Source organism: Primorskyibacter sedentarius (assembly GCF_004342065.1).
GTDB classification, from domain to species: Bacteria; Pseudomonadota; Alphaproteobacteria; order Rhodobacterales; family Rhodobacteraceae; genus Primorskyibacter; species Primorskyibacter sedentarius.
This window is the reverse complement of sequence record NZ_SLZU01000001.1, coordinates 582686-606561: the sequence shown is the minus strand read 5'-3', so window position 1 is coordinate 606561 and position 23876 is coordinate 582686. Positions and strand designations below refer to the sequence as shown.

Genomic DNA, 23876 nt, shown 5'->3' with positions numbered 1-23876 from the left:
GAGGTGGCTGCTGTCCTGTCTACTTGCCCAGCAGCCGCAGCAGGCCTTTGGTCGCGTCTTCCTCCAGTTTGCGCTGCAGGACATCCTCGACGCTTTCGCCTTCCTCGACGGTCACGCCCAGCTCTTTTTCCAGCTTTTCGGTGACCTTGTCGCGGACCTTGGTTTCCAGCTCTTTCTTCTCTTCTGCAAGGTTGCGGTCGATCGCTTCGCCCATATCGGCACGGATGGCGGGCGCGTCCCAGGACCCTTTGATACGCACCGGGATTGCCAGCCCACGCCCGTCGCGCGCGTTCAGAGCTGTCGGGACGACCAGATAATCCAGCGTGCGTGCACCAAGGTTCACCTTGCCCTCGCCCTCTGCCGTGATGCCGGGCAGGGTCATCAGCAGATCGCTGTTGCGCAACACGCCGCCCGCGATGGTGTAACTGGCGGTGAGCGTATCGAAGACGGTGGTGCCACCGCCTGCGCCGCCCGCGCGAAACAGCTGATCCAGATCGATGCCGGAAATCCTGCCGGGACCGGCCTTGAGCGTCCCGTCGCCTTTGAGCGAGGACATGATCGCGGCCGTGCTTTGCCCGACGCCAAGGAAATTCAGCGTGGCATCGGCCTTGCCCGAAAAGCGGGTGACGTCGGCGGCATCCTTGAGCAGCGTCTGCAATTCGACATCCGACGCCCGGAGCTTGCCACCCACGGAGAGGCCATTGCGGTTGTTGGCGACGAATTCGCCGGTCACCAGCCCGTCATAGGCGCGCACCTCGTTCAGGGCGAAGACGGCGCGCGACCGATCCAGCGTCATGACCGTGCGGGTCTTGCCCAGTTTCAGCGTGCCAAGGTCGATGGCATTCGCGTCGAGCGAGATCTCTCCGTCAAAGGCGGCGAGGCCCGATGCGTCGATGGGGGCGGTGGACCATCCCGAAGACCCGCCAGAGCCGCCACCGGAGCCGCCGCTGCCGCCCGTACCCCCCTGCGCGAGGCCGGAGAAATCCAGCGCATCGGCGTTAAGGCGCGCGGTGATGCGCGGCTTCTCTGCAAGCGTGATGTCAGCGGCGGCTGTCAGCGTGTTGGTATCGAGCGTCAGGCGCGTGTCGCGCAGCGCCAGTTGCGTGCCCTTCGTCAGGGTGATCTGGCCTTTGGCCTTGGCGCGGCGGCCAAGGCCCTGCGGAACCTCCACGCCAGAGACGCCAAGCGCGGCAAGGAATTGCGCGGTGTCGGCAAGGTCCAGCGACAGGGTGCCTTGCGCTTCGGGCAGGGAGCCGAAGCTGCCGTCATAACTGGCCGTGCCGCCCGGTGCCTTGACCGATGCCGTGACAGGCGCGGTCTGCCCGGCCATAAGAGCCGCAGGGCGCGCGATGGTGGCGGCGATGCTGACAGGCTGACCCGCCGGGCGCAGGGTCAGGTTGAGCGTGGCCGCGCCTTGCCGGTCGGGCCAGGAGAGGTCAAGGTCGACCCCCTGCATCGAAACGGGCGCCTCGCCTGCCTGGGTATAGGACAGCGCGGCGTCGCTGAGGCGCAGCCGGTCCAGCGTAAAGACGGGAATGGCCGGGGTCTGGTCGGCGCTGGGCGAGGGGGCGGGGGCGGCCTCTGTCTGCTGCGCCTCTGCCGTGGTCAGCTCCCAGTTGCCGCGCCCGGAGGTGTCCGTGACAAGCGATATACGCGGGGCGTCGGCCTCGATCATCCGAAAGCGCATGTCACCGGATAGCAGCGACGCCGCATCCACGCCGATCCTTGCCGCCTGCGCGCGCAAGAGCGGCGTATCCCCGGCCCAGTCGGCATTGGCAATTTCCAGCGGGCCGGTGCTGACCGACAGGGTGGGCCAGAAGGCGAGCGAAACGTCGCCCGTGATCGTGACATCGCGGCCAAGCTGTTTGGACAGCTGTTGCGAAGCGATATGCGCCAGCCGATCGCCCGGCAGCATCAGCACACCCACAAAGGCCAGCAAAACCAGAATGACGGCTGCGGAAAGAAGGCGGAAAACAAGGCGCATCGGGCTGCTCCTATACCGATTACCAAGGGTTTTGCGCCCAGCGTGACGCGAAGACGCCATGCGCGCAAGCGGGATGCGGGCGTCTTGGCCCTTTTCTGCCGCTATTGCTGGCTGTAAGAGGGCGCATGACGCAGAACCCGCCGAATCTCCGCCCCGATCTTGCGCCGCGTGCGCGATATGATGACAGCCGCCGTGTTGGCCAGCCCACGATCGGGATGGTCAGCCTTGGCTGCCCCAAAGCGCTGGTGGACAGCGAACGCATCCTGACCCGGCTGCGCGCCGAAGGTTACGGCATCTCGGCCGACTATTCGGGTGCGGATGCGGTGATCGTGAACACCTGCGGGTTTCTGGACACGGCCAAGGCCGAAAGCCTTGAGGCGATCGGCGAGGCGCTGAACGAAAATGGCCGCGTGATCGTCACCGGCTGCTTGGGCGCAGAGCCTGACTACATCACAGGGGTGCATCCGCGCGTTCTGGCGGTGACCGGCCCGCATCAATATGAACAGGTGCTGGATGCCGTGCACAAGGCCGTGCCGCCCGATCCCGACCCGTTCATCGACCTGCTGCCCGCGTCAGGCGTGAAGCTGACACCGCGCCATTACAGCTATCTGAAGATTTCCGAGGGCTGTAACCACAAGTGCAAGTTCTGCATCATCCCCGATATGCGCGGACGGCTGGCCTCGCGTCCGGCCCATGCCATCGTGCGTGAGGCGGAAAAGCTGGTTGAGAACGGCGTCAAAGAGCTGCTGGTGATCTCGCAGGACACCTCTGCCTACGGGCTGGATATCCGCCATGCCGAGGATCGGGGCCACCGGGCGCATATCACCGATCTGGCGCGCGATCTGGGCAGCCTTGGTGCCTGGGTGCGGCTGCATTACGTCTATCCCTATCCGTTCGTGCGCAACCTCATTCCGCTGATGGAGGGCGCCGCCGGGGCGGGGGACAGCAAGCTGCTGCCCTATCTGGATATCCCGTTCCAGCACGCGCATCCGGATGTGCTCAAACGCATGGCGCGGCCCGCCGCCGGGTCCAAAACGCTGGACGAGATCGCGGCCTGGCGCGACATCTGCCCGGATATCACGCTGCGGTCGACCTTCATCGTGGGCTATCCGGGCGAGACCGAGGCCGAGTTCCAGACCCTGCTGGACTGGATGGACGAGGCGCAACTGGATCGCGTCGGCTGCTTTCAATACGAGAACGTCGCGGGCGCGCGGTCCAACGACCTGCCCGATCACGTGCCCGAAGAGGTCAAGCAGGACCGCTGGAACCGCTTCATGGAAAAGGCGCAGGCCATTTCCGAGGCGAAACTGGGCGCCAAGGTCGGCACCGTGCAGGAGGTCATCGTCGACGATATCGACGAAGATGGCATCGCCACCTGCCGCACCAAGGCCGACGCGCCCGAGATCGATGGCAACCTGTTTATCGACGAGGGGACGCAGACGCTCCGCGTTGGGGATATCGTGACGGTCACCGTCGACGAAGCTGGCGAATACGATCTGTGGGGGCGCCTGAATTGACGCCATATGGCGTCATACATGCCTCGAAAGCGCGTCAAATCGGTTTCTTCCGTGTCGATCTTAAAGAAAATCTTGATTTGTCGGAATTTGAAGCGCTTTGGAAGAAAAAAATTATGCGTTTCCGGGGGGTTGTCTGAGCGTCCCAAGAACCTGCAAGCGATTGCAACCCTTTGGTTTGTTCGGAAAATTTCCGTATACGAAATTAATCTTCAGATTCGAATCGCATTGGCGTCGCCTGACTGATTTCCGGTCAGCTGTTTGGCAAAATCTGTAATTTCTTACAGGTCTCAAGCGATAAATCCCGATATTTACCATAATCTAAGCGGATTTTGTCGCTGCTGACCGGCGACAAATCACTAAGCCGGAGTTAATATGGTGAGGCACTGGCAGAGTAGACGAGCGCCCAACGCCTCTGAAGCAAAGCCAGTCACGGGGGGGAAGAACCGCATCCGCACCAGTCCCGCGGTACAAGACTAAAGACCCGTGTATGCAGCAAAACCTTTATCCGCGTTTTTAGCGGCTTGATATTGAAGACAACCTTTTAATGATGACAAAGCGGCGCTCTGGAAACAGGGCGCCGCAATTTCTTTGCAGGAAGGCTGCCCGGATTTCGCAGGGCCAGACGTGGCAGGCGCGGCTAGACGAATTGCTCGCGGATCAACCGCTCTTCCAGCCCATGGCCGGGGTCGAACAGAATGTGGTGCACGACCGACGGTTCGGACCGGATGTCGACCACGGCGACATCGCGCACCGATCTGCCATCGGCATCCGCCATGACGGGCCGCTTTTCGGGTTCCAGCACCTCGAACCGCACATTCGCGGATTTCGGCAAGAGCGCACCCCGCCAGCGACGCGGCCGGAACGGTGCGACCGCCGTCAGGGCCAGCACATCCGACCGGATCGGCAGAATTGGCCCGTGGGCCGAGTAGTTATAGGCGGTGGAGCCCGCAGGCGTTGCCACCAGGGCCCCATCGCAGACCAGTTCGGCCATGCGCAGCTTGCCGTCTACGGATATCCTCAGATGCGCGGCCTGCGGACCGGCGCGCAGCAGGGAAACCTCGTTGATGGCCAGCCTTTCATGGGACTTGCCATCGGTGGTCCGGGCCACCATCGACAAGGGGTTGATCACCGCTTCCTCTGCCTCGGCCAGACGCTCTACCAGACCGGATTCGCTGTATTCGTTCATCAGGAAGCCAACGGTCCCGCGGTTCATCCCATAGACCGGGGCGGGCAGGTCGCGCGTGCGGTGCAGCGTTTCCAGCATGAACCCGTCGCCGCCAAGCGCCACGATCACATCGGCATGTTTTTCGGAGTGATCGCCATATTGGCGGCTCAGCGCTGCGAGGGCAGCCTTTGCGAGCGGCGCCCGGCTGGCACAGAAGGCGATTCGGAGGGTCATCGGGAAAAGACGTTTCCTGCAAAGGGGCACATGGTTCCGAAAGAACCACAAGTTTTCCCGAAGGGCCAGTCTTGCCGCTTCGAATTGCCTCCGCGTCGCTTTACGATCTTTGCACTGCGCGCGCAGTCGGGTAGGAACCCACATCCTTTAAAACTGCGCGCCGCAACAGGAGTGACCGCTCATGAACGCCCCTCACCGTGACACAGGCTTTTTCACCGAAACGCTCGCCGATCGCGACCCGGATCTATTTGCAGCGATCACCGGCGAACTTGGCCGGCAGCGCGAAGAGATCGAGCTGATCGCTTCCGAAAACATCGTCAGCCGTGCCGTCATGCAGGCGCAGGGGTCTGTCCTGACCAACAAATACGCCGAAGGGTATCCGGGCCGCCGGTATTATGGCGGGTGCGACTGGGTGGATGTTGCCGAAAATCTGGCCATTGACCGCGCAAAGCAGCTGTTCGGGTGCGAATTTGCCAATGTGCAGCCGAATTCCGGCAGCCAGGCCAACCAGGGCGTCTATCAGGCGCTGATCCAGCCCGGCGACACCATCCTGGGGATGAGCCTTGATGCGGGCGGGCACCTGACGCATGGCGCAAGGCCCAACCAGTCGGGCAAGTGGTTCAACGCTGTTCAATACGGTGTGCGCAAGCAGGACAACCAGTTGGACTATGATCAGGTCGAGGCGCTTGCCAAAGAGCACCAGCCCAAGCTGATCATCGCCGGCGGTTCCGCCATTCCGCGCCAGATCGATTTCGCCCGCATGCGCGAGATTGCAGACATGGTTGGCGCTTACCTGCATGTCGACATGGCGCATTTTGCCGGGTTGGTTGCCGCTGGTGAGCATCCTTCGCCCTTCCCGCATGCCCATGTTGCCACCACCACCACGCACAAGACGCTGCGCGGACCCCGTGGCGGCATGATCCTGACCAATGACGAGACGATTGCGAAAAAGGTCAATTCGGCGATCTTCCCCGGCATTCAGGGTGGCCCGCTGATGCATGTGATCGCCGCCAAGGCCGTGGCCTTTGGCGAGGCGCTGCGCCCGGAATTCAAAACCTATGCCAAGCAGGTCATTGCCAACGCGCAGGCGCTGTCTGATCAGTTGATCAAGGGCGGACTGGACACGGTCACCCATGGCACCGACACGCATGTCGTGCTGGTCGATCTGCGCCCCAAGGGCGTGAAGGGCAATGCCACCGAAAAGGCATTGGGCCGCGCGCATATCACCTGCAACAAGAACGGCGTGCCGTTTGATCCCGAAAAGCCGACGATCACCTCGGGCATCCGTCTGGGCAGCCCCGCAGGCACCACACGCGGGTTCGGTGAGGCAGAGTTCCGCCAGATCGCGGACTGGATCATCGAAGTTGTCGATGGGCTGGCTGCCAATGGCGAAGACGGTAATGCCGAGGTCGAAGCCAAGGTGAAGGCCGAGGTAGAGGCGCTTTGCCAGCGCTTCCCCATCTATTCCGACCTGTAAACTGGTAAAGGCCCGTCCCGGCAGCGTCCGGGGCGGGCCCTTTCATATGGTGTGATGCGCCTGCGGGGGCCACCGATTGGCCGCACCGCAAGATCACGCCTCGCCCTTCTTGAATTCTGCAGATGTTCGTTGTCAGGCTGGCAGGCCGGGCGGCGACCGCGCCATGCGTGTGTACGGAAAATTCGTGCCTTTCCATACGTGGCGCGATTTGGTCTTTGTTAACGCATTGCATGGTTAATTGTTCACAAGGGAGTGAATAGTTCCGTATCCCGTGTTTTTCCTGGCCAGGCCGTATGTAAATTGCAAAAGCATTTAGAACATTTTATTTCCCTGCAATTTTGCGTTTCTATACACGCCTCATTGCTCGACGCCTTCATTGGGGGCGCTATGTCGTGCGAGGATCGGGGGTGTCCCGATCGTTTCACACGTGCCACCCGCAATCTGAACCTAGGGCAAAAACCGATCAAACCACACGCCGAATCTGTGAAATTTCCGAGCGAACACGAGAGCTTGAAGGTGCTTTCCCATAATCAGGGAAGGGCGCCGGTCAGCCACTTGTCTCGGGGGTTTCCACGTGACGGAAAATTAATGGAATACAAAGATGTCATGTTTTGAGTTTACGTTTCTTCCAGATCCTGAACACCCGGAAGTCGCGGATCTCTTTGTGAATGCGGGCAAGTCCGGCACGCCGGTTCGAATTGGTCAGATCGATCAAATACAGGGGTCGAAATACCGGACGAACCTTTTTCTTCCCAATATGACGTCGACCCTCCACCCGACATGTGAGGATGCACGAACGTCCATGACGACCGAGGTCCGCAATTGGTTTGACCGCATGGGCCTGAGCGCCGGTGACGTGGATGCGCATGACGAGCTTGCCGACAGCGACACCCGCCCTTTCCGGCTGGACGAAGCGACGCGCGCAGACATTCAGGCGGCAGTCCGGGACGCGTGCAGTTTGCCCGAAGATCAGGTGACCAAAGCGGTAGCGCTTGGCATTGCCATCGCCCTGCAACGCGGCGTTTTCATGGAAGGGTGATGCGTGGAGCAATCCACGACACTGAAATCGCGCTTGTCCCCTCGCCGGGGCGGCGCGCGCCCTTGGCACCGCAACCCGCAGTGACGTTCTTTCTGCCTGACGATACCCGGGGGTGAGTTTCTGGCCCCCAGAACGCATGAAGCCGCCCATATGGACGGCTTCACGTAGCGATTTCTATGGGTGCCGGGACTAGCGTTTGCGGTCGCGGCGCGAGGACATAGGCTGGAACGCCACGCCGACATGCGCCTCGCAATAGGGTTTGCCTGCCTGTACCGGCAGACCGCAGAACCAGAAATCTTCGGTCGCGGGGTCACCGACGGGCCATTTGCAGGTCCGCTCTGTCAGCTCCATCAGGCTGATCTTCTTGGCTTTCTTTTCAACCTCGTTGACCTTTGCCAGCGCCTCTGGGCTGATCTCGTTGGCCGAGGGTTGCGGCGGCAGCGGCTGGCCGGCCGGGATGATCGCCTTGCGGGCGGGCGAAATGGCGGGCCGGGTTTCGGCAACAGGCGCCTCGGGTGCGGGCTTTGGCTTTGCCACGGCCTCGGGGGCCGGTTTGGGCTTGGGCGCCGCAGGGGCTGCCGCTGGCTTTGCCTCGGCCTTGGCGGGGGCAGGGGTGGCGCCTGCGCGGTTCGACAGACCCAGACGGTGGACCTTGCCGATCACCGCGTTGCGGGTGACGCCGCCAAGCTCCTTGGCAATCTGACTGGCAGATTGGCCTTCGCTCCACATCTTCTTGAGCAGCTCGACACGTTCATCGGTCCAGGACATCGGATTTCCTCAGGCAAAAGGCGGCCTCGCTTGGCGGGCCGCCGGTAAATTCGGACAAGTTCCTATTTTAATCACTGGGCGCTGAGTTACAAGGCTCCGACAACCATTGCGGAGAATGAGATGAGCATGCAGCAAGGACAAGCACATGGCGTCAGGCGTTTCGGGCGCTGGAACACCCTGGGTCTCTATACGCTTTGCGAACGCGAAGTGCTGCGCTTTGCGGTGGTCTGGACGCAGACGCTGCTGGCACCACTGGTCACATCGGGTTTGTTCCTGCTGATTTTCACCATCGCGATCGGTCCGCGCCGCGGCGATGTGATGGGCGTTCCCTTCACCCAGTTCATCGCGCCCGGCATCCTGATGATGACCGTGATCCAGAACGCGTTCACCAACACGTCCTCTTCGATCATGGTGTCCAAGGTGCAGGGCAATATCGTTGATACGCTGATGCCGCCGCTCAGCCCGGCGGAGCTGGTGATCGGCTATATCGTGGGCGGTGTCGCGCGCGGGCTGATCGTGGCGCTGGCCATCGCGCTGGGGCTGGCGCTGACGACGGGGCAGGTGCCGACGCATCCGCTGTGGCTGCTGCTTTTCGTGATACTTGGGTCGGCGCTGATGGGGGGGATTGGCGTGATCGCGGGCATATTCGCCCAGAAGTTCGACCAGATGGCGGCGATCACCAATTTCATCATCACGCCGCTCGCGTTTCTGTCTGGCACGTTCTACTCGGTCGAGGCCCTGCCTGCGGGGTTGCGGGAGATCACCCATATGAACCCGATCTTCTACCTGATCGATGGTGTGCGCTTTGGCATGATCGGCGTGTCGGACAGCTCTCCGCTGCTGGGGCTGGCGGTGTCGGTCGTGTCGGTCGCGGTGATCTGCTTTGTCGCGTGGACGCTGTTCCGGAAGGGCACGCGGCTCAAGTCCTGATTCGCGCCTCGCGCCAGGCCAGAAGGGCGGCGCCCGCGATGATCACCGTCGCCCCGGTGACGGAAACGGCATCGGGCCTTACGTCGAAGACCAGGAAATCGTAAAGCGTGGCAAAGACGAGCGTGGCATAGAAAAACGGCGCGACAAAGCTTGCCTCGGCCCGTGCCATCGCATTCACAAAGCAGAACTGCGCGGCGGCCATCAGCAACCCGATTGCGGCCAGCGCGAGCCATTGCGGCCCGGAAGGCGCCTGCCAGACGGCCAGAAGGGCAAGGCTGGCAATGCAAAGCCCGATCACGTTGTTGATGAACAGGATCTGCAGGCCGGCTTCGCGACCTGACAGCCGCTTGATAAAGATCAGCTCGGCGCCCAGAGCCACTGCGGCGGCCAGCGCCAGCAGGCTTGCGGGGCGAAAGCTGTCAGGGGCGGGGCGCAGCAGGATCATCATGCCGATCAACGCGATGGCGGCGGCGGTCCAGCGGACGCGGCCGACAGTCTCTCCAAGAAAGAGAATCGCGAAGAACATGCCGAAAACCGGGTTCAGAAAGCTGATCGCGGTGGCATCGGCCAGCGGGATGAAGGCAGCAGCGGCAAACATCAGCGTCACACCGCCCCAGCCCAGAAGCGAGCGCGCGGCATGGGTGGCCAGGGCTGGCTTTTCGATCCGCCTGCGCGTGGCCAGCATCGCGACCCCGATGGCCAGAAAGGCGAACAGGAACCGGCCGTGGCTGATCTGGAGAGGATGCAGCGGCTCGCCAAGCGCGCCGGTCCCGATCGCTTTGGCAAGCAGGGTGGTGCCCGCGACAAACCCCGAAGCGCAGAGCGTCAGCAAGACGGCGATTGGCGGGTTGGCGGCTGTCGGGGTGAACATGGCCGCAACCTTTGCGGCAGGGCCCGGGAATGTTCAAGCCCCGACTATTGTTGGCCGGGTCAGCGCCGCAGGGGCAGCGCCTGTTGCGCGATGCCAGCGCCAAGCAGGTAGACGGAGGTGATGACCAGCCCCCAGATCGCCCAGCTTTCGGGGTGGAAATCGACCCAGGCGGCCCAGCCCGCGAAGAAGGTCCAGGCAAGGGCCACGGGCAGTGACACGGCGCGCCACCGGTCCGTGCGCACCGGGTGGATGAATTTCAGCGGCAGGAACATCGCGACGGACAGCACGGCCACCAGCGCGAGGATGATCCAGAAATCGGGTTTCGTGGCAAAAAGCACGATCACCAGCATGTTCCAGCAGCCCGGAAAGCCGTGAAAGGAGTTGTCCTCGGTCTTCATGCGGCTGTCGGCGAAGTAAAGTGCGCTGGCGAAGGTGATGATGATGATCGCGAACCAGCCGGTCCAGCCGGGCAGCAAATCGGATTTGAAAAGCGCATAGGCCGGGATGAAGACATAGGTCAGGTAGTCGATGATCAGGTCCAGCAGCACCCCGTCAAAGCGTGGCGCGTTGGTCTTTACGTCGTATTTGCGCGCCAAAGGCCCATCGACACCGTCCACGGCAAAGGCGACGACCAGCCACAGGAACATCATGTCCCATCTCTGGTCGACGGCTGCGAGCATTGCCAGCATGGCAAAGACAGCGCCCGTGGCGGTGAGGAAGTGAACGGCAAGCGCCTGATTTTCGCGGGTCATGCCCTGTTCATGGCGCAAAACCGGCGGGAATGTAAATCCCGCAGTTCGCCTAAGCGGTCAGCCGGTTTCCGTTACGGCCGGTGATTGTCGCGGTGATGATCTGTCCCTCGGGGTGATCCTGCGCGAAAGTGACCTCGGTGAACTGCTCGGTCCGGCCAAGGCGCGGCTTTTCCATCAGCACGCGGTGGGTCTTTGAGATCTGGGCATCAAGGTGGCGCTGGACTTGCGCATCGCCTGCGGCGCGCAGCCGGGCGGCGCGGTCCTTGATGATCGCGCCGTTGACCTTGTTCGGGATGCGCGCGGCGGGGGTGCCGGGACGGGCCGAATAGGGGAAGACGTGCAGCCATGTAAGGTCGCAATCCTCGACCAGTTTCAGCGAGTTGGCGAAATGCTCTTCGGTCTCTGTCGGGAAGCCTGCGATGATGTCGGCGCCAAAGGTCATGTCGGGGCGCAGCGCGCGCGCCTCTTCGGCAAAGCGGATGGCATCGTCGCGCAGGTGGCGGCGCTTCATCCGCTTCAAAATCAGGTCATCGCCATGTTGCAGGGACAGGTGCAGATGCGGCATCAGGCGCGGTTCGGTCGCGATGGCCTGCATCAGGTTTTCGTCCACCTCGATACTGTCGATGGAGGAAATGCGCAGGCGCGGCAGGTCCGGCACCAGCTTCAGGATGCGCATCACCAGATCGCCAAGGCGCGGCGTGGCGGGCAGATCCGCGCCCCAACTGGTCAGGTCCACGCCGGTCAGCACCACCTCGTTGAAGCCCTTGTCCACCAGCCGTTTGATCTGGTCCACCACAACGCCCGCAGGCACGGATCGTGAATTGCCGCGACCGTAGGGGATGATGCAGAAGGTGCAGCGGTGATCACAGCCGTTCTGGACCTGCACATAGGCGCGGTGGCGGCCGAACCCGTCGATCAGGTGGCCCGCCGTTTCGGTCACGGACATGATGTCATTGACCATCACGCGCTCTGTCTGGCCGATGAAATCGGCCGCCAGCGAGGTCCATGTCTCGGGCTGCATCTTTTCGGTATTGCCGATGACGTGGTCAACCTCGTCCATCGCGGCAAAGGTTTCGGGTTCGATCTGGGCGGCGCAGCCGGTGACGATCAGGCGCGCATCGGGGTTCTCGCGGCGCAGGCGGCGGATTTCCTGACGGGCCTTGCGCACGGCCTCTGCCGTGACGGCGCAGGTGTTCACGACGACAGCGCCGTCCAGGCCTGCAGCTTCGGACAGCTCTCGCATGGCTTCGGATTCGTAGGCGTTGAGCCTGCATCCCAGCGTGGTGAATTTGGGTGGGGTGCTCATCGCGCGCTATCCAGAAAGGCGGCGGTCAGCACGCCGTCAAAAACGTGACTGGTGCCGCCGGTCATCCAGACGCCATCGTCGCGCCAGTCGATCTGCAATCTGCCGCCGTCCAGATCGATCGTGACGCGCCGCCCGGTCAGCCCGCGCCTTGCCGCAGCGACTGCGGTCGCGCAGGACGAAGAACCAGAGGCCAGCGTCAGCCCGACCCCGCGTTCCCAGACCCGCATCCGCAGGTGATCGGGGCCGATGACGCTGGCCACCTGCACATTGGTGCGTTCGGGATATAGCGGATGGTGTTCATAGCGGGGGCCGAATTCCGCCAGCGGAATGGCCTCTGCATCCGGCACGAAGAAGGTGCAATGTGGATTGCCCATGCCGGTGGCCGTCGGGACGCCTTCGATTGGCAGCTCCAGCGTGTCCATTTCTTCGGCCAGTGGGATTTCGTTCCAGAGCAGTTGCGGCGCACCCATGTTGACCGAGGTGATGCCATCGCCCATGTCGCGCCCGTAAAGCGTGCCGCGATCCGTGGTCAGGGTCAGGCTGTCGCGCCCGGTTTCGTCCATGAGGAACCGCGCGATGCAGCGGGTCGCGTTGCCGCAGGCCGCCGAGGTGCTGCCATCCGAATTATAGAATGTCAGATGTGCGTCGCCTGCGCCCCGTGCTTCGATCAGCGCGAGCTGGTCAAAGCCGACGCCCCGGTGACGGTCGGCAATCGCACGCGCAAGGGCAGGTGTTACGTCAAACTCGCGCGCACGCCCGTCCAGCACGACAAAGTCGTTTCCCAGCCCATGCATCTTCATGAAGGGCAATCCGGTATCTGCGCGCGTGTTCATGGGCGGGCATATACGCCTCTCGGGGCGCGCTTTCCAGAGGAGTCGGCGCGGATTGGCCCAAACAGTGGCGTCAACTGCCGCGCAGGCGATCCGTGGCGGTGGTGCATGGCACTTTCAGGCAGCTTGCGTCTGGCCCCTGCCGGACCCATTCTGCGGGGATGAACTCTGTCCATCGCCTTCTTCTGCGTCTGGTTTTCGTACTGCTTGTGGTGCCTTGCGTCGCGGTGGCGGGAGAAGTGACGGTTTTTGCCGCCGCCAGCACCAAAACCGCGCTGGACGACGTGGCTGAGGCCTGGACTGCGCAGACCGGCCACCGCGCGGTGATTGCCTATGCAGGCAGTTCCGCACTGGCGCGACAGATCGACCACGGGGCGCCTGCGGATGTCTTCATCTCTGCCAACGCGGATTGGATGGATGTGCTGGAGCGCGCGGGGCTGCTTCGCGGTGGCACGCGGCAGGATCTTCTGGGCAACCGGCTGGTGCTGATCGCGCATGGGCAGGCGGCCGAGGTTGAGGTCGGCCCGGAGCTTGATCTGGCGGGTTTGCTGGGTGAGGAGCGTCTGGCGATGGCCCTGGTCGAGGCCGTGCCCGCGGGCATTTACGGCAAGGCGGCGCTGGAGGCGCTGGGGTTATGGGCGAGCGTTGCAGGGCAGGTGGCGCAGACCGACAATGTTCGCGCGGCGCTGGCCCTGGTGGCCACGGGGGAGGCGCCCCTTGGCGTGGTTTACGCAACGGATGCGGTGGCGGATAGCCGCGTCAGCGTCATTGGCATTTTCCCGGAGGACAGCCACCCGGCTATCGTCTATCCCGTCGCTGCGGTGAGCGGAGGGGATAACCCGCTGACGATGGATTTCCTGACCTTCCTGCGGTCGGACGCGGCGCGGCACGCTTTTGCGGCGCAGGGGTTTATCACTCTGCGCGAGTGACGGGCGGCGAAGCGGCGCGAGGCCCCGGCTCGGGGGCCGGGGCGGGTGTCGCGGGTGGCATGGGTTCAGCGCTGAGAGTTCTGCCAGTCGGGGTGAATCCAGGGCTGCGCATTCGAGGCGGGCAGCATTCCGCGATCCAGAATGTGGTCGGCGGCCTTTTCCCCCACCATGATCGACGGCGCGTTGAGATTGCCATTGGTGATCTGCGGGAAGACCGAGCTGTCGGCGACGCGCAGCCCGTCCACACCGATCACGCGGGTTTCGGGGTCCACCACTGCCGCCGGATCATCCGCACGTCCCATCCGGCAGGTGCCGCAGGGATGGTAGGCGCTCTCGACATGTTCGCGGATGAAATCATCTAACGCTGCATCGCTTTGCACATCCGCGCCGGGCTGGATTTCCTTGCCGCGATAAGGGGCAAAGGCGTCCTGTGCAAAGATCTCTCGCGTCAGGTGGATGCAGGTGCGGAATTCATCCCAGTCATCCGGGTGGGACATGTAGTTGAACGCGATGCGGGGGGCCTCGACGGGATCGGCCGAGCGCAGGCTGACGGCACCGCGCGACTTTGATCGCATCGGCCCGACATGCGCCTGAAAACCGTGGCCTTCGGCGGCGACCTTGCCATCATAACGTACCGCGATGGGCAGGAAATGGAACTGGATGTCGGGATAGTCGATCCCCGCCCGGCTGCGGATGAAGCCCGCGCTTTCGAACTGGTTCGACGCGCCCAGCCCGGTGCGGGTGAAGAGCCACTGCGCGCCGATCATTGCCTTGCCAAAGAGGTTCCAGTGCTTGAACAGGCTGACCGGCTGGGTCGCGGCCTGCTGGATGTAAAGCTCCAGATGGTCCTGCAGGTTCTGCCCGACGCCGGGACGGTCAGCCACGACATCGATCCCGTGTTCGGCCAGATGCGCGGCGGGGCCGATACCGGACAGCATCAGCAGCTTGGGCGAGTTGATCGAGGACGCCGCAAGGATCACCTCGGCCCGCGCTGCGATCACCTCGGTTGCACCATTGCGCGTGACTTCGACCCCGGTGGCGCGACCCTCGTTGATGACGACACGCCGGGCGAGGGCGCGGATCAGCGTGCAATTCTCGCGTTTCAGCGCGGGGCGGAGATAGGCATTGGCCGCAGACCAGCGCTGGCCTTTCCAGATCGTCGAATCGAAGGGGCCGAAACCTTCCTGCTTTTCGCCGTTATAGTCGCCGGTGACCTGATAGCCGGCCTCTTGGCCCGCCTCGACAAAGGCGCGGGTCAGCGGGTTGGTGCGCGGTCCGCGACTGACATGCAGCGGGCCATCGGTGCCGCGCCAGCTTGCATCGCCGCCATGGCCGCCATCATGCCAATGCTCCAGCCGTTTGTAATAGGGCAGGACATCGGCATAGGACCAACCCTTGGCCCCCATTTCGGCCCATGTTTCAAAGTCGCGCGCGTGCCCGCGCACATAGATCATCCCGTTGATCGACGAGGACCCGCCGATCACCTTGCCGCGCGGCACGACAAGTTGCCGGCCACCAAGGTTCGGTTCCGGCTCGCTGAGATAGCCCCAGTCATAGCGCGACATGTTCATCGGATAGCTGAGCGCTGCCGGCATCTGGATGAATGGCCCCGCATCGGTGCCGCCATGTTCGATGACGATCACGGAATGCCCGGCCTCAGACAGGCGGTAGGCCAGCGCGCAGCCTGCGCTGCCCGCACCGACGATGACATAATCGGCCTGCATCAGAAGGCTGCCTCGCACGGGCCCATCGCGACATAGACGGATTTAAGCTCTGACCAATGGCCAATGGCAGAGCTGCCGTTTTCTCGACCCACGCCGGACATCTTGGACCCGCCAAACGGCGCCTCTACCGGGGTCAGGTTGTAGGTGTTGATATAGCAGCTGCCCGCCTCGAACCCGGCAACCATCCGGTGAGCGCGGGTGATATCCTGCGTGAAGACGCCTGCGGCCAGGCCAAATTCGGTGGCATTGGCGCGGGTCAGGGCCTCTTCTTCGGTGTCGAAATCCAGCACGGACATGACGGGGCCGAAAATCTCTTCGCGGGCGATGGTCATGTCGTCGGTGACGTCGGCAAAGACTGCCGGTTCGATATAAAACCCGTCGCGGTCCAGCCGTTTGCCGCCGGTAACAAGGCGCGCGCCCTCGGCCTGACCTTTTTCAAGATAGCCCAGCACGATATCAAGCTGTGTCTGGCTGACCATCGGGCCGATCGTGGTTTCCATCTGCATCGGATCACCGATCACGGCACCTTGCAGCCGTTCGGCAAGGCGTTTGATGAAGGCGTCCTTAATGCCCCTTTGCACGAAGACGCGCGTGCCGTTGGAACAGACCTGCCCGGTGGAGTAGAAATTGGCGTTGATCGCGCCAGACACGGCGCTTTCCAGATCGGCATCGTCGAAGATCACCAGAGGCGACTTGCCGCCCAGTTCCATCGTGGCGTGTTTCAGCCCGGCAGCGGCTGCGGCATAGACCTTGGCACCCGTCGGCACCGATCCGGTGAGCGAGACCTTGGCCACGCGCGCATCACCGACAAGCTGTGCGCCAACCGCACCCTTGCCCTGCACCACGTTGAACACGCCCGCAGGTGCGCCCGCCTCGGTCAGGATCTCTGCCAGTTTCAGCGCGCAAAGCGGGGTCATTTCGGAGGGTTTGAACACCATCGTGTTGCCGCATGCCAGCGCGGGCGCGGCTTTCCACGCGGCGATCTGGGTGGGGTAGTTCCACGCGCCGATGCCGACGCAGACGCCAAGCGCCTCGCGGCGGGTGTAGACGAAATCGCCGCCGGGCAGCTGGATATGCTCGCCCGCCAGACTGCCCGCGATACCGCCGAAATATTCCAGCGCATCGGCGGCAGAGGTGGCATCGGCGACCAGCGTTTCCGGCAGGGGTTTGCCGGTGTCATAGGTTTCCAGCACCGACAGGTCGTGGTTGCGCTCTCGCATGATGTCGGCGGCGCGGCGCAGGATGCGGCCCCGCTCTGTTCCCGACATGGCGGCCCATGCGGGCTGCGCGCGGTGAGCGGCGGCTAGCGCGCTATCCACCAGATCGGGCGATGCTTCGTGAAGCTGCGCGATTTCGGCCCCGGTAGCGGGGTAGATCACCGAAAGCGGCGTGCCTGAGGCATCTTCGACGTAAGCGCCATTGATGTAATGGCTGGCGGTGGGCTGGGTCGGGTAGGTCATAAGGGGGCCTTTCAGATAGGCGTCATTCGCCGCGCGGGAAGCGCTGGTTTTCTTCGACGTCGTTGAGATCCATGTGGTTGCGCATGAACCGCTCGGAGGCTTTCTGAAGCGGTTGGTAATCCCACGGGTAGTAGCTGCCGTTGCGCAATGCCTCGTAGACGATCCAGCGGCGGGCCTGGCTTTTGCGCACGTCGGCATCGAAGCGGTCCAGATCCCAGCGGGCGTCGGCCTTTGCGCGCAGCGTGGCCAGCGTGCCCGCATGGGCAGGCATATTCGCGAGGTTGGTCAGCTCGTGCGGGTCGTTTTCCAGATCAAAGAGCTGATCGGGGTCGAGCGCGCAGCGGTTGTATTTCCACTTGCCATAGCGCAGCGATACCATCGGTGCGTAAGACGCCTCTGCCGCGTATTCCATTGCCACGGGCGTGTCGCGGGTGGCACCTTTTCCAAGGGGAACAAGGCTTTCGCCCTGTGTCCAGGGGGCCACCTCTTCCATCGACACGCCTGCCAGATCGCAAAGCGTTGGGCAGATGTCGATATTGGACACGGGATCGGTGACCAGCCCCGGCGCCATGCCGGGGGCAGAGATCATCATCGGCACGCGGGAGGAGCCTTCAAAGAAGCTCATCTTGAACCAAAGTCCACGCTCGCCCAGCATGTCGCCGTGATCCGACACGAAAACGATGATCGCCTCTTGCCGGGTGCGTTCCAGCACGTCGAGGATCTCTCCGATCTTCTGATCCAGGTAGGAGCAATTGGCGAAATAGGCGCGGCGCGAGCGGCGGATGTCTGCGCGGGTGATATCGAAGCTGCGCCAGTCATTGGCATCGAAGATGCGTTTGGAATGGGCGTCCTGATCGTCATAGGGGATGGCACCGACCTGCGGTTCCAGATGCGCGCAATCCTCGTAAAGATCCCAGAATTCCCGCCGCGCCACATAGGGGTCATGCGGGTGGGTGAAGCTGACGGTCAGGCACCACGGGCGGTCATCCTTGCCACGCGCGAGGTCATAGAGCTTGCGGGTCGCGTTATAGGCAACCTCGTCATCATATTCCATCTGGTTGGTGATCTCGGCCACGCCCGACCCGGTGACGGAGCCCATATTGTGATACCACCAGCCGATGCGTTCGCCCGGCTTGCGGTAATCGGGTGTCCAGCCGAAATCAGCCGGATAGATGTCGGTTGTCAGCCGCTCTTCGAAGCCGTGCATCTGGTCGGGACCGACGAAATGCATCTTGCCCGACAGACATGTGTGATAGCCCGCGCGGCGCAGGTGATGCGCATAAGTGGGCAGGTCCGAGGGGAACTCGGCCGCATTGTCATAGACGCCCGTGACGGATGGCAGCTGCCCGGACATGAAGCTGGCCCGCCCCGGCGCACAAAGCGGGCTGGCCGTGTAAGCATATTTGAAACGGGTCGACCGTTCGGCCAGCTTTGTCAGGTTGGGCAGGTGCAGGAAATCGGCGGGGCCATCGGGAAAGAGCGTGCCGTTCAGCTGATCCACCATCAGGATCAGGATATTGGGTTTTGTCATGCGGCAGCTCCGATTTCGTGGTCCAGGGCGGACAGGACAAGCGCCGTGGCACTTTCGCCATTCAGCCCAGCAGGGGTCAGGGCAAAGCGCAGGTACAGCCCGTCGATCAACCCGCCGATACGCTCTGCTATGGCTGTCGCCTCTGCCCCGGTCAGCGGTTTGAGGTCATGCACAAGGTTGGAATGCAGCCTGCGCTGATAGACCCTGAGCAGGCGTTTCGCCTCAGGTGAGCGTTGGGCCAGTACGTAGAAGTTCAGCCAGGCGGCGATTGCGGTCGTGCAGAAATTGGACGGGGTAAAGCTGGCATGGATGAGGGCGCGCAGCCGGGCATCATGCCCTTCCGCCCTGGCCAGCGCGGCGCGCACTTCGGCGCCGTAGATTGTCAGCACATAGCGCATGGCCGACAGGAACAGGCGGTCCTTGTCGCCGAAATAGTGAAAGGCCAGCGCCGAAGAGACACCGGCCCGCCGGGCGATCTTGCTGACGGTGACGTCAAGCGACCCTTGCGCGCCGATCTCTTCGATCGCGGCGATCACGAGCTCTCTCTTGCGTCTGACCTCGATTCCCATCTGTCTACCCGGTTGCCAAGAAAACGGTTGTCAAATTGACCCTAATCAGTGATTGATTAACTGGTCAATCAGTAAACGGGACGAAGCGTCCGACAGGGAGAAACGAATGAAGCTGGCAACTGCTGCATCCATTTTTGCACTTACCGCGGGCATCGCCTATGCCGCATGTGACGAGGTTGTCATGTCCGATGTGGGCTGGACCGACATCACGGCAACCACCGCTGCAACAGCCGTCGTGCTGGAAGCGCTGGGATACGACGTCGATGTAAAGGTCCTGTCCGTTCCGGTTACCTATACCGCGTTGGCAGAGGGTGACGTTCATGTCTTCCTGGGCAACTGGATGCCCACGATGGAGGCCGATATCGCGGCCTACCGCGAGGCGGGCACCGTCGATACCGTCCGCGCCAACCTTGAAGGGGCGAAATACACGCTGGCCACCAATGCGGCAGGTGCGGCGCTGGGGATCACGGATTTCGCGTCCATCGCCGAACACAAGGACGCGCTGGATGGCGAGATCTACGGCATCGAGCCCGGCAATGACGGCAACCGCCTGATCATGGACATGATCGCCGACAACGCCTTTGGTCTTGACGGGTTCGACGTTGTCGAAAGCTCTGAACAGGGGATGCTGTCGCAGGTTGCACGCGCGTCGGGGCGCGACGAGCCTGTCGTGTTCCTGGGCTGGGAGCCGCATCCGATGAACGCCAATTTCGACATGACCTATCTGGAAGGTGGCGATGACTGGTTCGGCCCCAACCTTGGTGGTGCCACGGTCTACACCAACACCACGGCCGGTTACGTCGAGGCCTGCCCCAACGTGGGCAAGCTGCTGCAAAATCTCGAATTCACGCTGGCGATGGAAAACGAGATCATGGGCGCCATCCTTGATGACGGCGAAGATCCCGAAGATGCCGCACGCGCATGGCTGGCAGGCAATGCAGATGCCTATGCGGCCTGGCTGGACGGGGTGACCACGATGGATGGTGGCGACGCTTTGGCCGCCGTCAGCGCCGCGCTGAGCGAGTAACCGCAATCCGGGCAGTCCCGATCCGGGTCTGCCCGCCGTGCGGGGCATTTTCTGCGCGGTCACGAACAGGGATGGCCCGATGGACTGGTTGACGGAAAACAAGATCCCCGTGGGAAAGCTCGCGGGGAGTGGCTTTGAGTGGTTGGAGAAAAAGGGGAGCGTTTTCTTCGACTTCCTGGCCGACACGCTGGAGGCGATGATCGACGGCATCCTGTGGGTGCTGCAAACCCCGAACCCGCTGATCGTGATCGCGGTTTTCGTCGCTTTGACCTGGGCGCTGCAACGCAGCTGGAAAGTTTGCCTGTTCGTAGCGGTGGGCTTTCTCTTCGTTATCAATCAGGACTACTGGGAAGAAACCACCGAGAGCCTGACGCTGGTCCTGTCGGCCTGCGTGGTTTGCATGGGGCTGGGCGTGCCGATTGGCATCGCTGCGGCGCACCGGCCACGGCTTTATGCCGCGATGCGGCCCGTGCTGGACCTGATGCAGACCCTGCCGACCTTCGTCTACCTAATCCCTGCAATCGTCTTTTTCGGCATCGGCATGGTGCCCGGATTGATCGCCACGGTGATCTTCGTGCTGCCCGCCCCGATCCGGCTGACATGGCTTGGCGTGTCCTCGACACCGCAGGCGCTGCTGGAGGCGGCGCGGGCCTTTGGCGCAACACCCCGCCAGACATTGCTGAAGGTCGAACTGCCTTATGCCTTCCCGCAGATCATGGCGGGGCTGAACCAGACCATCATGCTGTCACTGTCGATGGTGGTGATCGCGGCACTTGTGGGCGCGGACGGGCTGGGAGTGCCGGTCGTCCGGGCGCTTAATCAGGTGAACACGGCGCTGGGGTTCGAAAGCGGCTTTGTCATCGTCGTGGTTGCCATCATCCTTGACCGGATGCTCAACGTGGGGGCCCGAAAATGACCGCTGCTGTCAAGATCGACAACGTTTCCATCGTCTTCGGGAACGCCCCCGAAAAGGCTTTGCCGCTGATGGATGAGGGGCTTGACCGGGCCGAGATCCAGACCCGAACCGAACAGGTTCTGGGCGTGCATGATTGCTCCCTGACCGTTGAGGAAGGGGAGATCCTCGTCCTGATGGGTCTGTCGGGGTCGGGCAAGTCCACTTTGCTGCGTGCGATCAACGGGCTGAACCCGGTGGCGCGCGGCAGTGTCACGATACATGACGGCGACTGGACTTGCGATGTCACCCATTCGGGTATCGCGGATCTGCGCCGCGTGCGCCGCGAATGCGTCGCGATGGTGTTTCAGCAATTCGGGCTGCTTCCCTGGAGGACGGTCCACGAGAATGTCGGGCTGGGGTTGGAACTGGCCGGTCTGCCCCGCAAGGAACGGCGCGCCAAGGTCGATGAACAGCTGGAACTGGTCGGGCTGGCCGACTGGGGCGACCGCAAGGTTGGCGAGCTATCTGGCGGGATGCAGCAGCGCGTCGGGCTGGCCCGCGCCTTTGCCACCGACGCCCCCATCCTGCTGATGGACGAGCCGTTTTCGGCGCTTGACCCGCTGATCCGGACGCGGCTTCAGGACGAACTTCTCGACCTGCAACAAAAGCTTCGCCGCACCATCATTTTCGTCAGCCACGATCTTGATGAGGCGTTCAGGCTTGGCAACCATATCGCGATCATGGAAGGCGGGCGGATCGTCCAGAACGGCACTCCGAAAGAGATTTTCACCAACCCGGCCAATGAATATGTCGCCGATTTCGTGGCCAACATGAATCCGCTTGGCGTGCTTACCGCGGCGGATGTGATGGAGCCGCTGACAGGGCGGGCAACGCACCGGATCGACGCTTTGGCAACCGTGGAAGAGGCGATGCGCAGCATTGTCGACCAGGACACGCCGCTTGCGGTCGTCGAGGGTGGCGAGACTGTCGGAGAGATTTCCAAAGCCGGCCTGATCCGGAAATTGCTGGATGTCCGGCCCGAAGATTGACGCGTCCGGTTTCCAACAATGCAAAGGTCCCGCATCCCGGCATTATCGCCCCGAAATATGATGGTGATACGTCGCATCGTTGGTCAGCACGCATGGTCGGGCGGCGTTACCGCGGGGACGCGCAGGTCAGAGCGGGCATCCGCCGCGACCTAGAGAAGAGCGCGGATCGGTTCCAGCATGCCGGTATTGCGCAGGGTGCGCACCGGGTAAGTGTCGTCATTCAGGATGCGGTCGAGCGTGAAGCCGGGTTCGATCCGCGTCAGCCGGGTCGCGGTTTCCTGCGCCTTTTCGAACTGACCATCCATTGCATAGAGCGCGAGCAAGTGCCGATGCGCCGGCCGAAAGCTGGGGGCTGCGCGGGCGGCTGCCTCGCCTGCTTCGATCGCTTGATGTGGATTGCCACAGGCGACGCTGATGATGCAGTGATACAGGTCCCACCAATGCTTGAACGGCGAAAAGCGCGCGATGGCACGGCCGTGTTCGGAATGGCGCAGCGCATCTTCCGGGCGTCCGGCCAACATGCTGGCGGCGGCAAGCGCCTGCCATCCGAAGCCGTTGCTTGGGTTGCGCGCCACCGCCTGTTCGGCAAGATCGATCCCGCCTGCGGCATCGCCCAGCGTCATCACCCGGACCTGGCTGATCAGCGCCTGTACCAAAGCATTGTCGGCGCCCGTCTCCAACGCCTGATGGTTCAGCGCCTCTGCCTCTTCCTTGAGGGCATCGGGATTGGTCTCCAGCAGCTCGATGAACTGGATTGACCGGATCAGGCTGCGCCACCCCAGATAAAGCCCGTTATTGTCCACGTCATGCGCCTGCCGCAGCAGGCTGTCGGCCTCGCGCAGCGCGTCGGGCTCAAAGCTGAACATGCGGTACATTGCCAGCCGCGACAGGGCTGTGGCCCGCGCTTCCGGCCGGGCATTCTCGATCATCAGGGGGAGCTTGCCGACCACCCTGTCCGCGGCCTCGAACACAAGGGTGGCGATATCGCGAGAGGTGCCCAGAATGTCGTCGGGGCCGTCGAGTTTATGCAGCTTTGAATAAAGGATCTTGCCGGAAGGCGCGTGTCCGACGCGCACAAAGACGGTAGAGTTGCCGTCCTGATCCAGCAGATCGCAGGACACGTCCAGATCGCGGTGATCGTCCTTGCCGGCATCAATCGGGCGCCCGGATTGCCGCCACGCCCGCACATGTTCGGCAATATTCTCGCCGATCTGGTTGGCCAGCACCTCGCCGATCAGGGCAGAGGTTGCAGAGCCATGCCCGTCAGCGCGGCAATTGATCAGGATGCCTCTGGCTTCCGATGGGCGCACCGCATCATAACGGGCGCGAAGCTGCGCGCGTTCTTCCCTGAGCCAATCTTCGAATTCCGGGTCGCGAACATCAAGCCCTTCAAGCAGGTCGCGGGGCTGATCCAGCCGCAGATCGGGTTGCAGCACATCGACGCTCACGCGGGCCGGATCCAGCGAGATGTTCAGCCGGTCGCTCAGAAGAATTCCGGAGGCATCGCCAAGGGCGGCGCGCAGCTTGGTCAGGGCCTGCCGCAGGTTCGCGCTTGCCTGTTCGGCGCCGAACGTGCTCCACAGCTTGTCTTCGATCCAGCGGCGGGATCGGGACATGCCCGGGCTAAGCGCGAGCAGCGCAATCAGCGCCTGGTTCTTCGCACCTGTCGGGGTCAGGACGACCCCACCCGGTCCGCTGACGATCAACGGGCCGACCATCGCAATCGAAACTTTCTCTGCCGTCTCGGCCATCGGCATGGGTCCATATGTGGCGCAAAGAGCCATATCGCCCCGCGCCTTTTCAAGGCGTTACCGTATCA

The 23876-nt window shown here is 62.8% G+C and carries 20 protein-coding genes; 8 read left to right on the top strand and 12 right to left on the bottom strand.

Going from position 1 to position 23876, the window contains the following annotated elements:
• Window positions 1-19: 19 nt before the first annotated feature.
• Complete coding sequence (locus EDD52_RS02780; RefSeq protein ID WP_165907443.1) at window positions 20-1984, bottom strand: AsmA family protein; 1965 nt, start codon at window positions 1982-1984, stop codon at window positions 20-22.
• 125 nt (window positions 1985-2109) lie between these two features.
• Here EDD52_RS02780 and rimO point away from each other — a divergent pair, with 125 nt between their 5' ends.
• The gene (rimO, locus tag EDD52_RS02775) at window positions 2110-3501 is read left to right on the top strand and encodes a 30S ribosomal protein S12 methylthiotransferase RimO (RefSeq protein ID WP_132241564.1); all 1392 of its coding nucleotides are present in this window, start codon (window positions 2110-2112) and stop codon (window positions 3499-3501) included.
• Between the two features lie 637 nt (window positions 3502-4138).
• Here rimO and EDD52_RS02770 read toward each other — a convergent pair.
• On the bottom strand, window positions 4139-4900 hold the full coding sequence (locus EDD52_RS02770; RefSeq protein WP_132241562.1) for an NAD kinase: 762 nt from the start codon (window positions 4898-4900) through the stop codon (window positions 4139-4141).
• Window positions 4901-5081: 181 nt separating this feature from the next.
• Here EDD52_RS02770 and glyA point away from each other — a divergent pair, with 181 nt between their 5' ends.
• Complete coding sequence (gene glyA, locus EDD52_RS02765; RefSeq protein ID WP_132241560.1) at window positions 5082-6377, top strand: serine hydroxymethyltransferase; 1296 nt, start codon at window positions 5082-5084, stop codon at window positions 6375-6377.
• An 802-nt stretch (window positions 6378-7179) separates the two neighbouring features.
• Window positions 7180-7416, top strand: a complete 237-nt coding sequence (locus EDD52_RS02760) for a hypothetical protein (protein WP_132241558.1) — start codon at window positions 7180-7182, stop codon at window positions 7414-7416.
• Between the two features lie 189 nt (window positions 7417-7605).
• Here EDD52_RS02760 and EDD52_RS02755 read toward each other — a convergent pair whose 3' ends face one another.
• Entirely contained in the window at window positions 7606-8184 is a 579-nt protein-coding gene (locus tag EDD52_RS02755; protein WP_132241556.1) for a GcrA family cell cycle regulator, read from the bottom strand.
• Window positions 8185-8304: 120 nt separating this feature from the next.
• Here EDD52_RS02755 and EDD52_RS02750 point away from each other — a divergent pair, with 120 nt between their 5' ends.
• Window positions 8305-9114, top strand: coding sequence for an ABC transporter permease (locus tag EDD52_RS02750; RefSeq protein ID WP_132241554.1), 810 nt, complete (start codon window positions 8305-8307; stop codon window positions 9112-9114).
• Here EDD52_RS02750 and EDD52_RS02745 read toward each other — a convergent pair.
• From EDD52_RS02745 to dapF, 4 genes are read right to left on the bottom strand one after another with little or no spacing between them, the layout of a single operon-like run.
• A complete protein-coding gene (locus EDD52_RS02745; RefSeq protein ID WP_132241552.1) occupies window positions 9104-9985 on the bottom strand; it encodes a DMT family transporter in 882 nt (293 codons plus the stop codon). The two genes, EDD52_RS02750 and EDD52_RS02745, sit on opposite strands and share 11 nt — an antisense overlap.
• A gap of 59 nt (window positions 9986-10044) precedes the next feature.
• Window positions 10045-10737, bottom strand: coding sequence for a CDP-alcohol phosphatidyltransferase family protein (locus EDD52_RS02740; protein ID WP_132241550.1), 693 nt, complete (start codon window positions 10735-10737; stop codon window positions 10045-10047).
• Between the two features lie 49 nt (window positions 10738-10786).
• A complete protein-coding gene (gene mtaB / locus EDD52_RS02735) occupies window positions 10787-12043 on the bottom strand; it encodes a tRNA (N(6)-L-threonylcarbamoyladenosine(37)-C(2))-methylthiotransferase MtaB (RefSeq protein WP_132241548.1) in 1257 nt (418 codons plus the stop codon).
• A complete protein-coding gene (gene dapF / locus EDD52_RS02730; protein WP_132241546.1) occupies window positions 12040-12876 on the bottom strand; it encodes a diaminopimelate epimerase in 837 nt (278 codons plus the stop codon). Before dapF ends, mtaB begins: the two co-directional genes overlap by 4 nt.
• Window positions 12877-13034: 158 nt before the next feature.
• On the opposite strand from dapF, the gene modA reads away from it, so the two are divergent.
• On the top strand, window positions 13035-13802 hold the full coding sequence (gene modA / locus EDD52_RS02725) for a molybdate ABC transporter substrate-binding protein (RefSeq protein ID WP_132241544.1): 768 nt from the start codon (window positions 13035-13037) through the stop codon (window positions 13800-13802).
• A gap of 65 nt (window positions 13803-13867) precedes the next feature.
• Here modA and betA read toward each other — a convergent pair whose 3' ends face one another.
• The 4 genes from betA to betI are packed head-to-tail and all read right to left on the bottom strand — an operon-like array spanning window position 13868 to window position 19086.
• Window positions 13868-15526 (bottom strand): choline dehydrogenase, encoded by a 1659-nt coding sequence (gene betA, locus EDD52_RS02720; RefSeq protein WP_132241542.1) that lies wholly within the window; start codon window positions 15524-15526, stop codon window positions 13868-13870.
• Entirely contained in the window at window positions 15526-16986 is a 1461-nt protein-coding gene (gene betB / locus EDD52_RS02715; protein ID WP_132241540.1) for a betaine-aldehyde dehydrogenase, read from the bottom strand. The genes betA and betB overlap by 1 nt, the downstream gene beginning before the upstream one ends.
• 22 nt (window positions 16987-17008) lie before the next feature.
• Entirely contained in the window at window positions 17009-18517 is a 1509-nt protein-coding gene (betC, locus tag EDD52_RS02710; RefSeq protein WP_132241538.1) for a choline-sulfatase, read from the bottom strand.
• Entirely contained in the window at window positions 18514-19086 is a 573-nt protein-coding gene (gene betI, locus EDD52_RS02705) for a choline-binding transcriptional repressor BetI (RefSeq protein WP_132241536.1), read from the bottom strand. Before betI ends, betC begins: the two co-directional genes overlap by 4 nt.
• Window positions 19087-19192: 106 nt before the next feature.
• Between betI and choX the strand changes: the two genes are divergently transcribed.
• The 3 genes from choX (at window position 19193) to choV (ending at window position 22057) form a co-directional block, all read left to right on the top strand.
• Entirely contained in the window at window positions 19193-20113 is a 921-nt protein-coding gene (gene choX, locus EDD52_RS02700) for a choline ABC transporter substrate-binding protein (protein ID WP_132241534.1), read from the top strand.
• Between the two features lie 79 nt (window positions 20114-20192).
• On the top strand, window positions 20193-21029 hold the full coding sequence (choW, locus tag EDD52_RS02695) for a choline ABC transporter permease subunit (protein WP_132241532.1): 837 nt from the start codon (window positions 20193-20195) through the stop codon (window positions 21027-21029).
• Window positions 21026-22057: a choline ABC transporter ATP-binding protein gene (gene choV / locus EDD52_RS02690; protein WP_132241530.1), complete on the top strand. Its 1032-nt coding sequence runs from the start codon at window positions 21026-21028 to the stop codon at window positions 22055-22057. Before choW ends, choV begins: the two co-directional genes overlap by 4 nt.
• Window positions 22058-22206: 149 nt before the next feature.
• On the opposite strand, the gene EDD52_RS02685 is transcribed toward choV, so the two are convergent.
• The gene (locus tag EDD52_RS02685) at window positions 22207-23808 is read right to left on the bottom strand and encodes an AfsR/SARP family transcriptional regulator (RefSeq protein WP_132241528.1); all 1602 of its coding nucleotides are present in this window, start codon (window positions 23806-23808) and stop codon (window positions 22207-22209) included.
• Window positions 23809-23876 lie beyond the last annotated feature (68 nt).

Coding starts and splice junctions, on each gene's coding strand:
- EDD52_RS02780 (WP_165907443.1), bottom strand. CDS start 1,984: ATGCGCCTTGTTTTCCGCCTTCTTTCCGCAGCCGTCATTCTGGTTTTG.
- rimO (WP_132241564.1), top strand. CDS start 2,110: ATGACGCAGAACCCGCCGAATCTCCGCCCCGATCTTGCGCCGCGTGCG.
- EDD52_RS02770 (WP_132241562.1), bottom strand. CDS start 4,900: ATGACCCTCCGAATCGCCTTCTGTGCCAGCCGGGCGCCGCTCGCAAAG.
- glyA (WP_132241560.1), top strand. CDS start 5,082: ATGAACGCCCCTCACCGTGACACAGGCTTTTTCACCGAAACGCTCGCC.
- EDD52_RS02760 (WP_132241558.1), top strand. CDS start 7,180: ATGACGACCGAGGTCCGCAATTGGTTTGACCGCATGGGCCTGAGCGCC.
- EDD52_RS02755 (WP_132241556.1), bottom strand. CDS start 8,184: ATGTCCTGGACCGATGAACGTGTCGAGCTGCTCAAGAAGATGTGGAGC.
- EDD52_RS02750 (WP_132241554.1), top strand. CDS start 8,305: ATGAGCATGCAGCAAGGACAAGCACATGGCGTCAGGCGTTTCGGGCGC.
- EDD52_RS02745 (WP_132241552.1), bottom strand. CDS start 9,985: ATGTTCACCCCGACAGCCGCCAACCCGCCAATCGCCGTCTTGCTGACG.
- EDD52_RS02740 (WP_132241550.1), bottom strand. CDS start 10,737: ATGACCCGCGAAAATCAGGCGCTTGCCGTTCACTTCCTCACCGCCACG.
- mtaB (WP_132241548.1), bottom strand. CDS start 12,043: ATGAGCACCCCACCCAAATTCACCACGCTGGGATGCAGGCTCAACGCC.
- dapF (WP_132241546.1), bottom strand. CDS start 12,876: ATGAACACGCGCGCAGATACCGGATTGCCCTTCATGAAGATGCATGGG.
- modA (WP_132241544.1), top strand. CDS start 13,035: ATGAACTCTGTCCATCGCCTTCTTCTGCGTCTGGTTTTCGTACTGCTT.
- betA (WP_132241542.1), bottom strand. CDS start 15,526: ATGCAGGCCGATTATGTCATCGTCGGTGCGGGCAGCGCAGGCTGCGCG.
- betB (WP_132241540.1), bottom strand. CDS start 16,986: ATGACCTACCCGACCCAGCCCACCGCCAGCCATTACATCAATGGCGCT.
- betC (WP_132241538.1), bottom strand. CDS start 18,517: ATGACAAAACCCAATATCCTGATCCTGATGGTGGATCAGCTGAACGGC.
- betI (WP_132241536.1), bottom strand. CDS start 19,086: ATGGGAATCGAGGTCAGACGCAAGAGAGAGCTCGTGATCGCCGCGATC.
- choX (WP_132241534.1), top strand. CDS start 19,193: ATGAAGCTGGCAACTGCTGCATCCATTTTTGCACTTACCGCGGGCATC.
- choW (WP_132241532.1), top strand. CDS start 20,193: ATGGACTGGTTGACGGAAAACAAGATCCCCGTGGGAAAGCTCGCGGGG.
- choV (WP_132241530.1), top strand. CDS start 21,026: ATGACCGCTGCTGTCAAGATCGACAACGTTTCCATCGTCTTCGGGAAC.
- EDD52_RS02685 (WP_132241528.1), bottom strand. CDS start 23,808: ATGGCCGAGACGGCAGAGAAAGTTTCGATTGCGATGGTCGGCCCGTTG.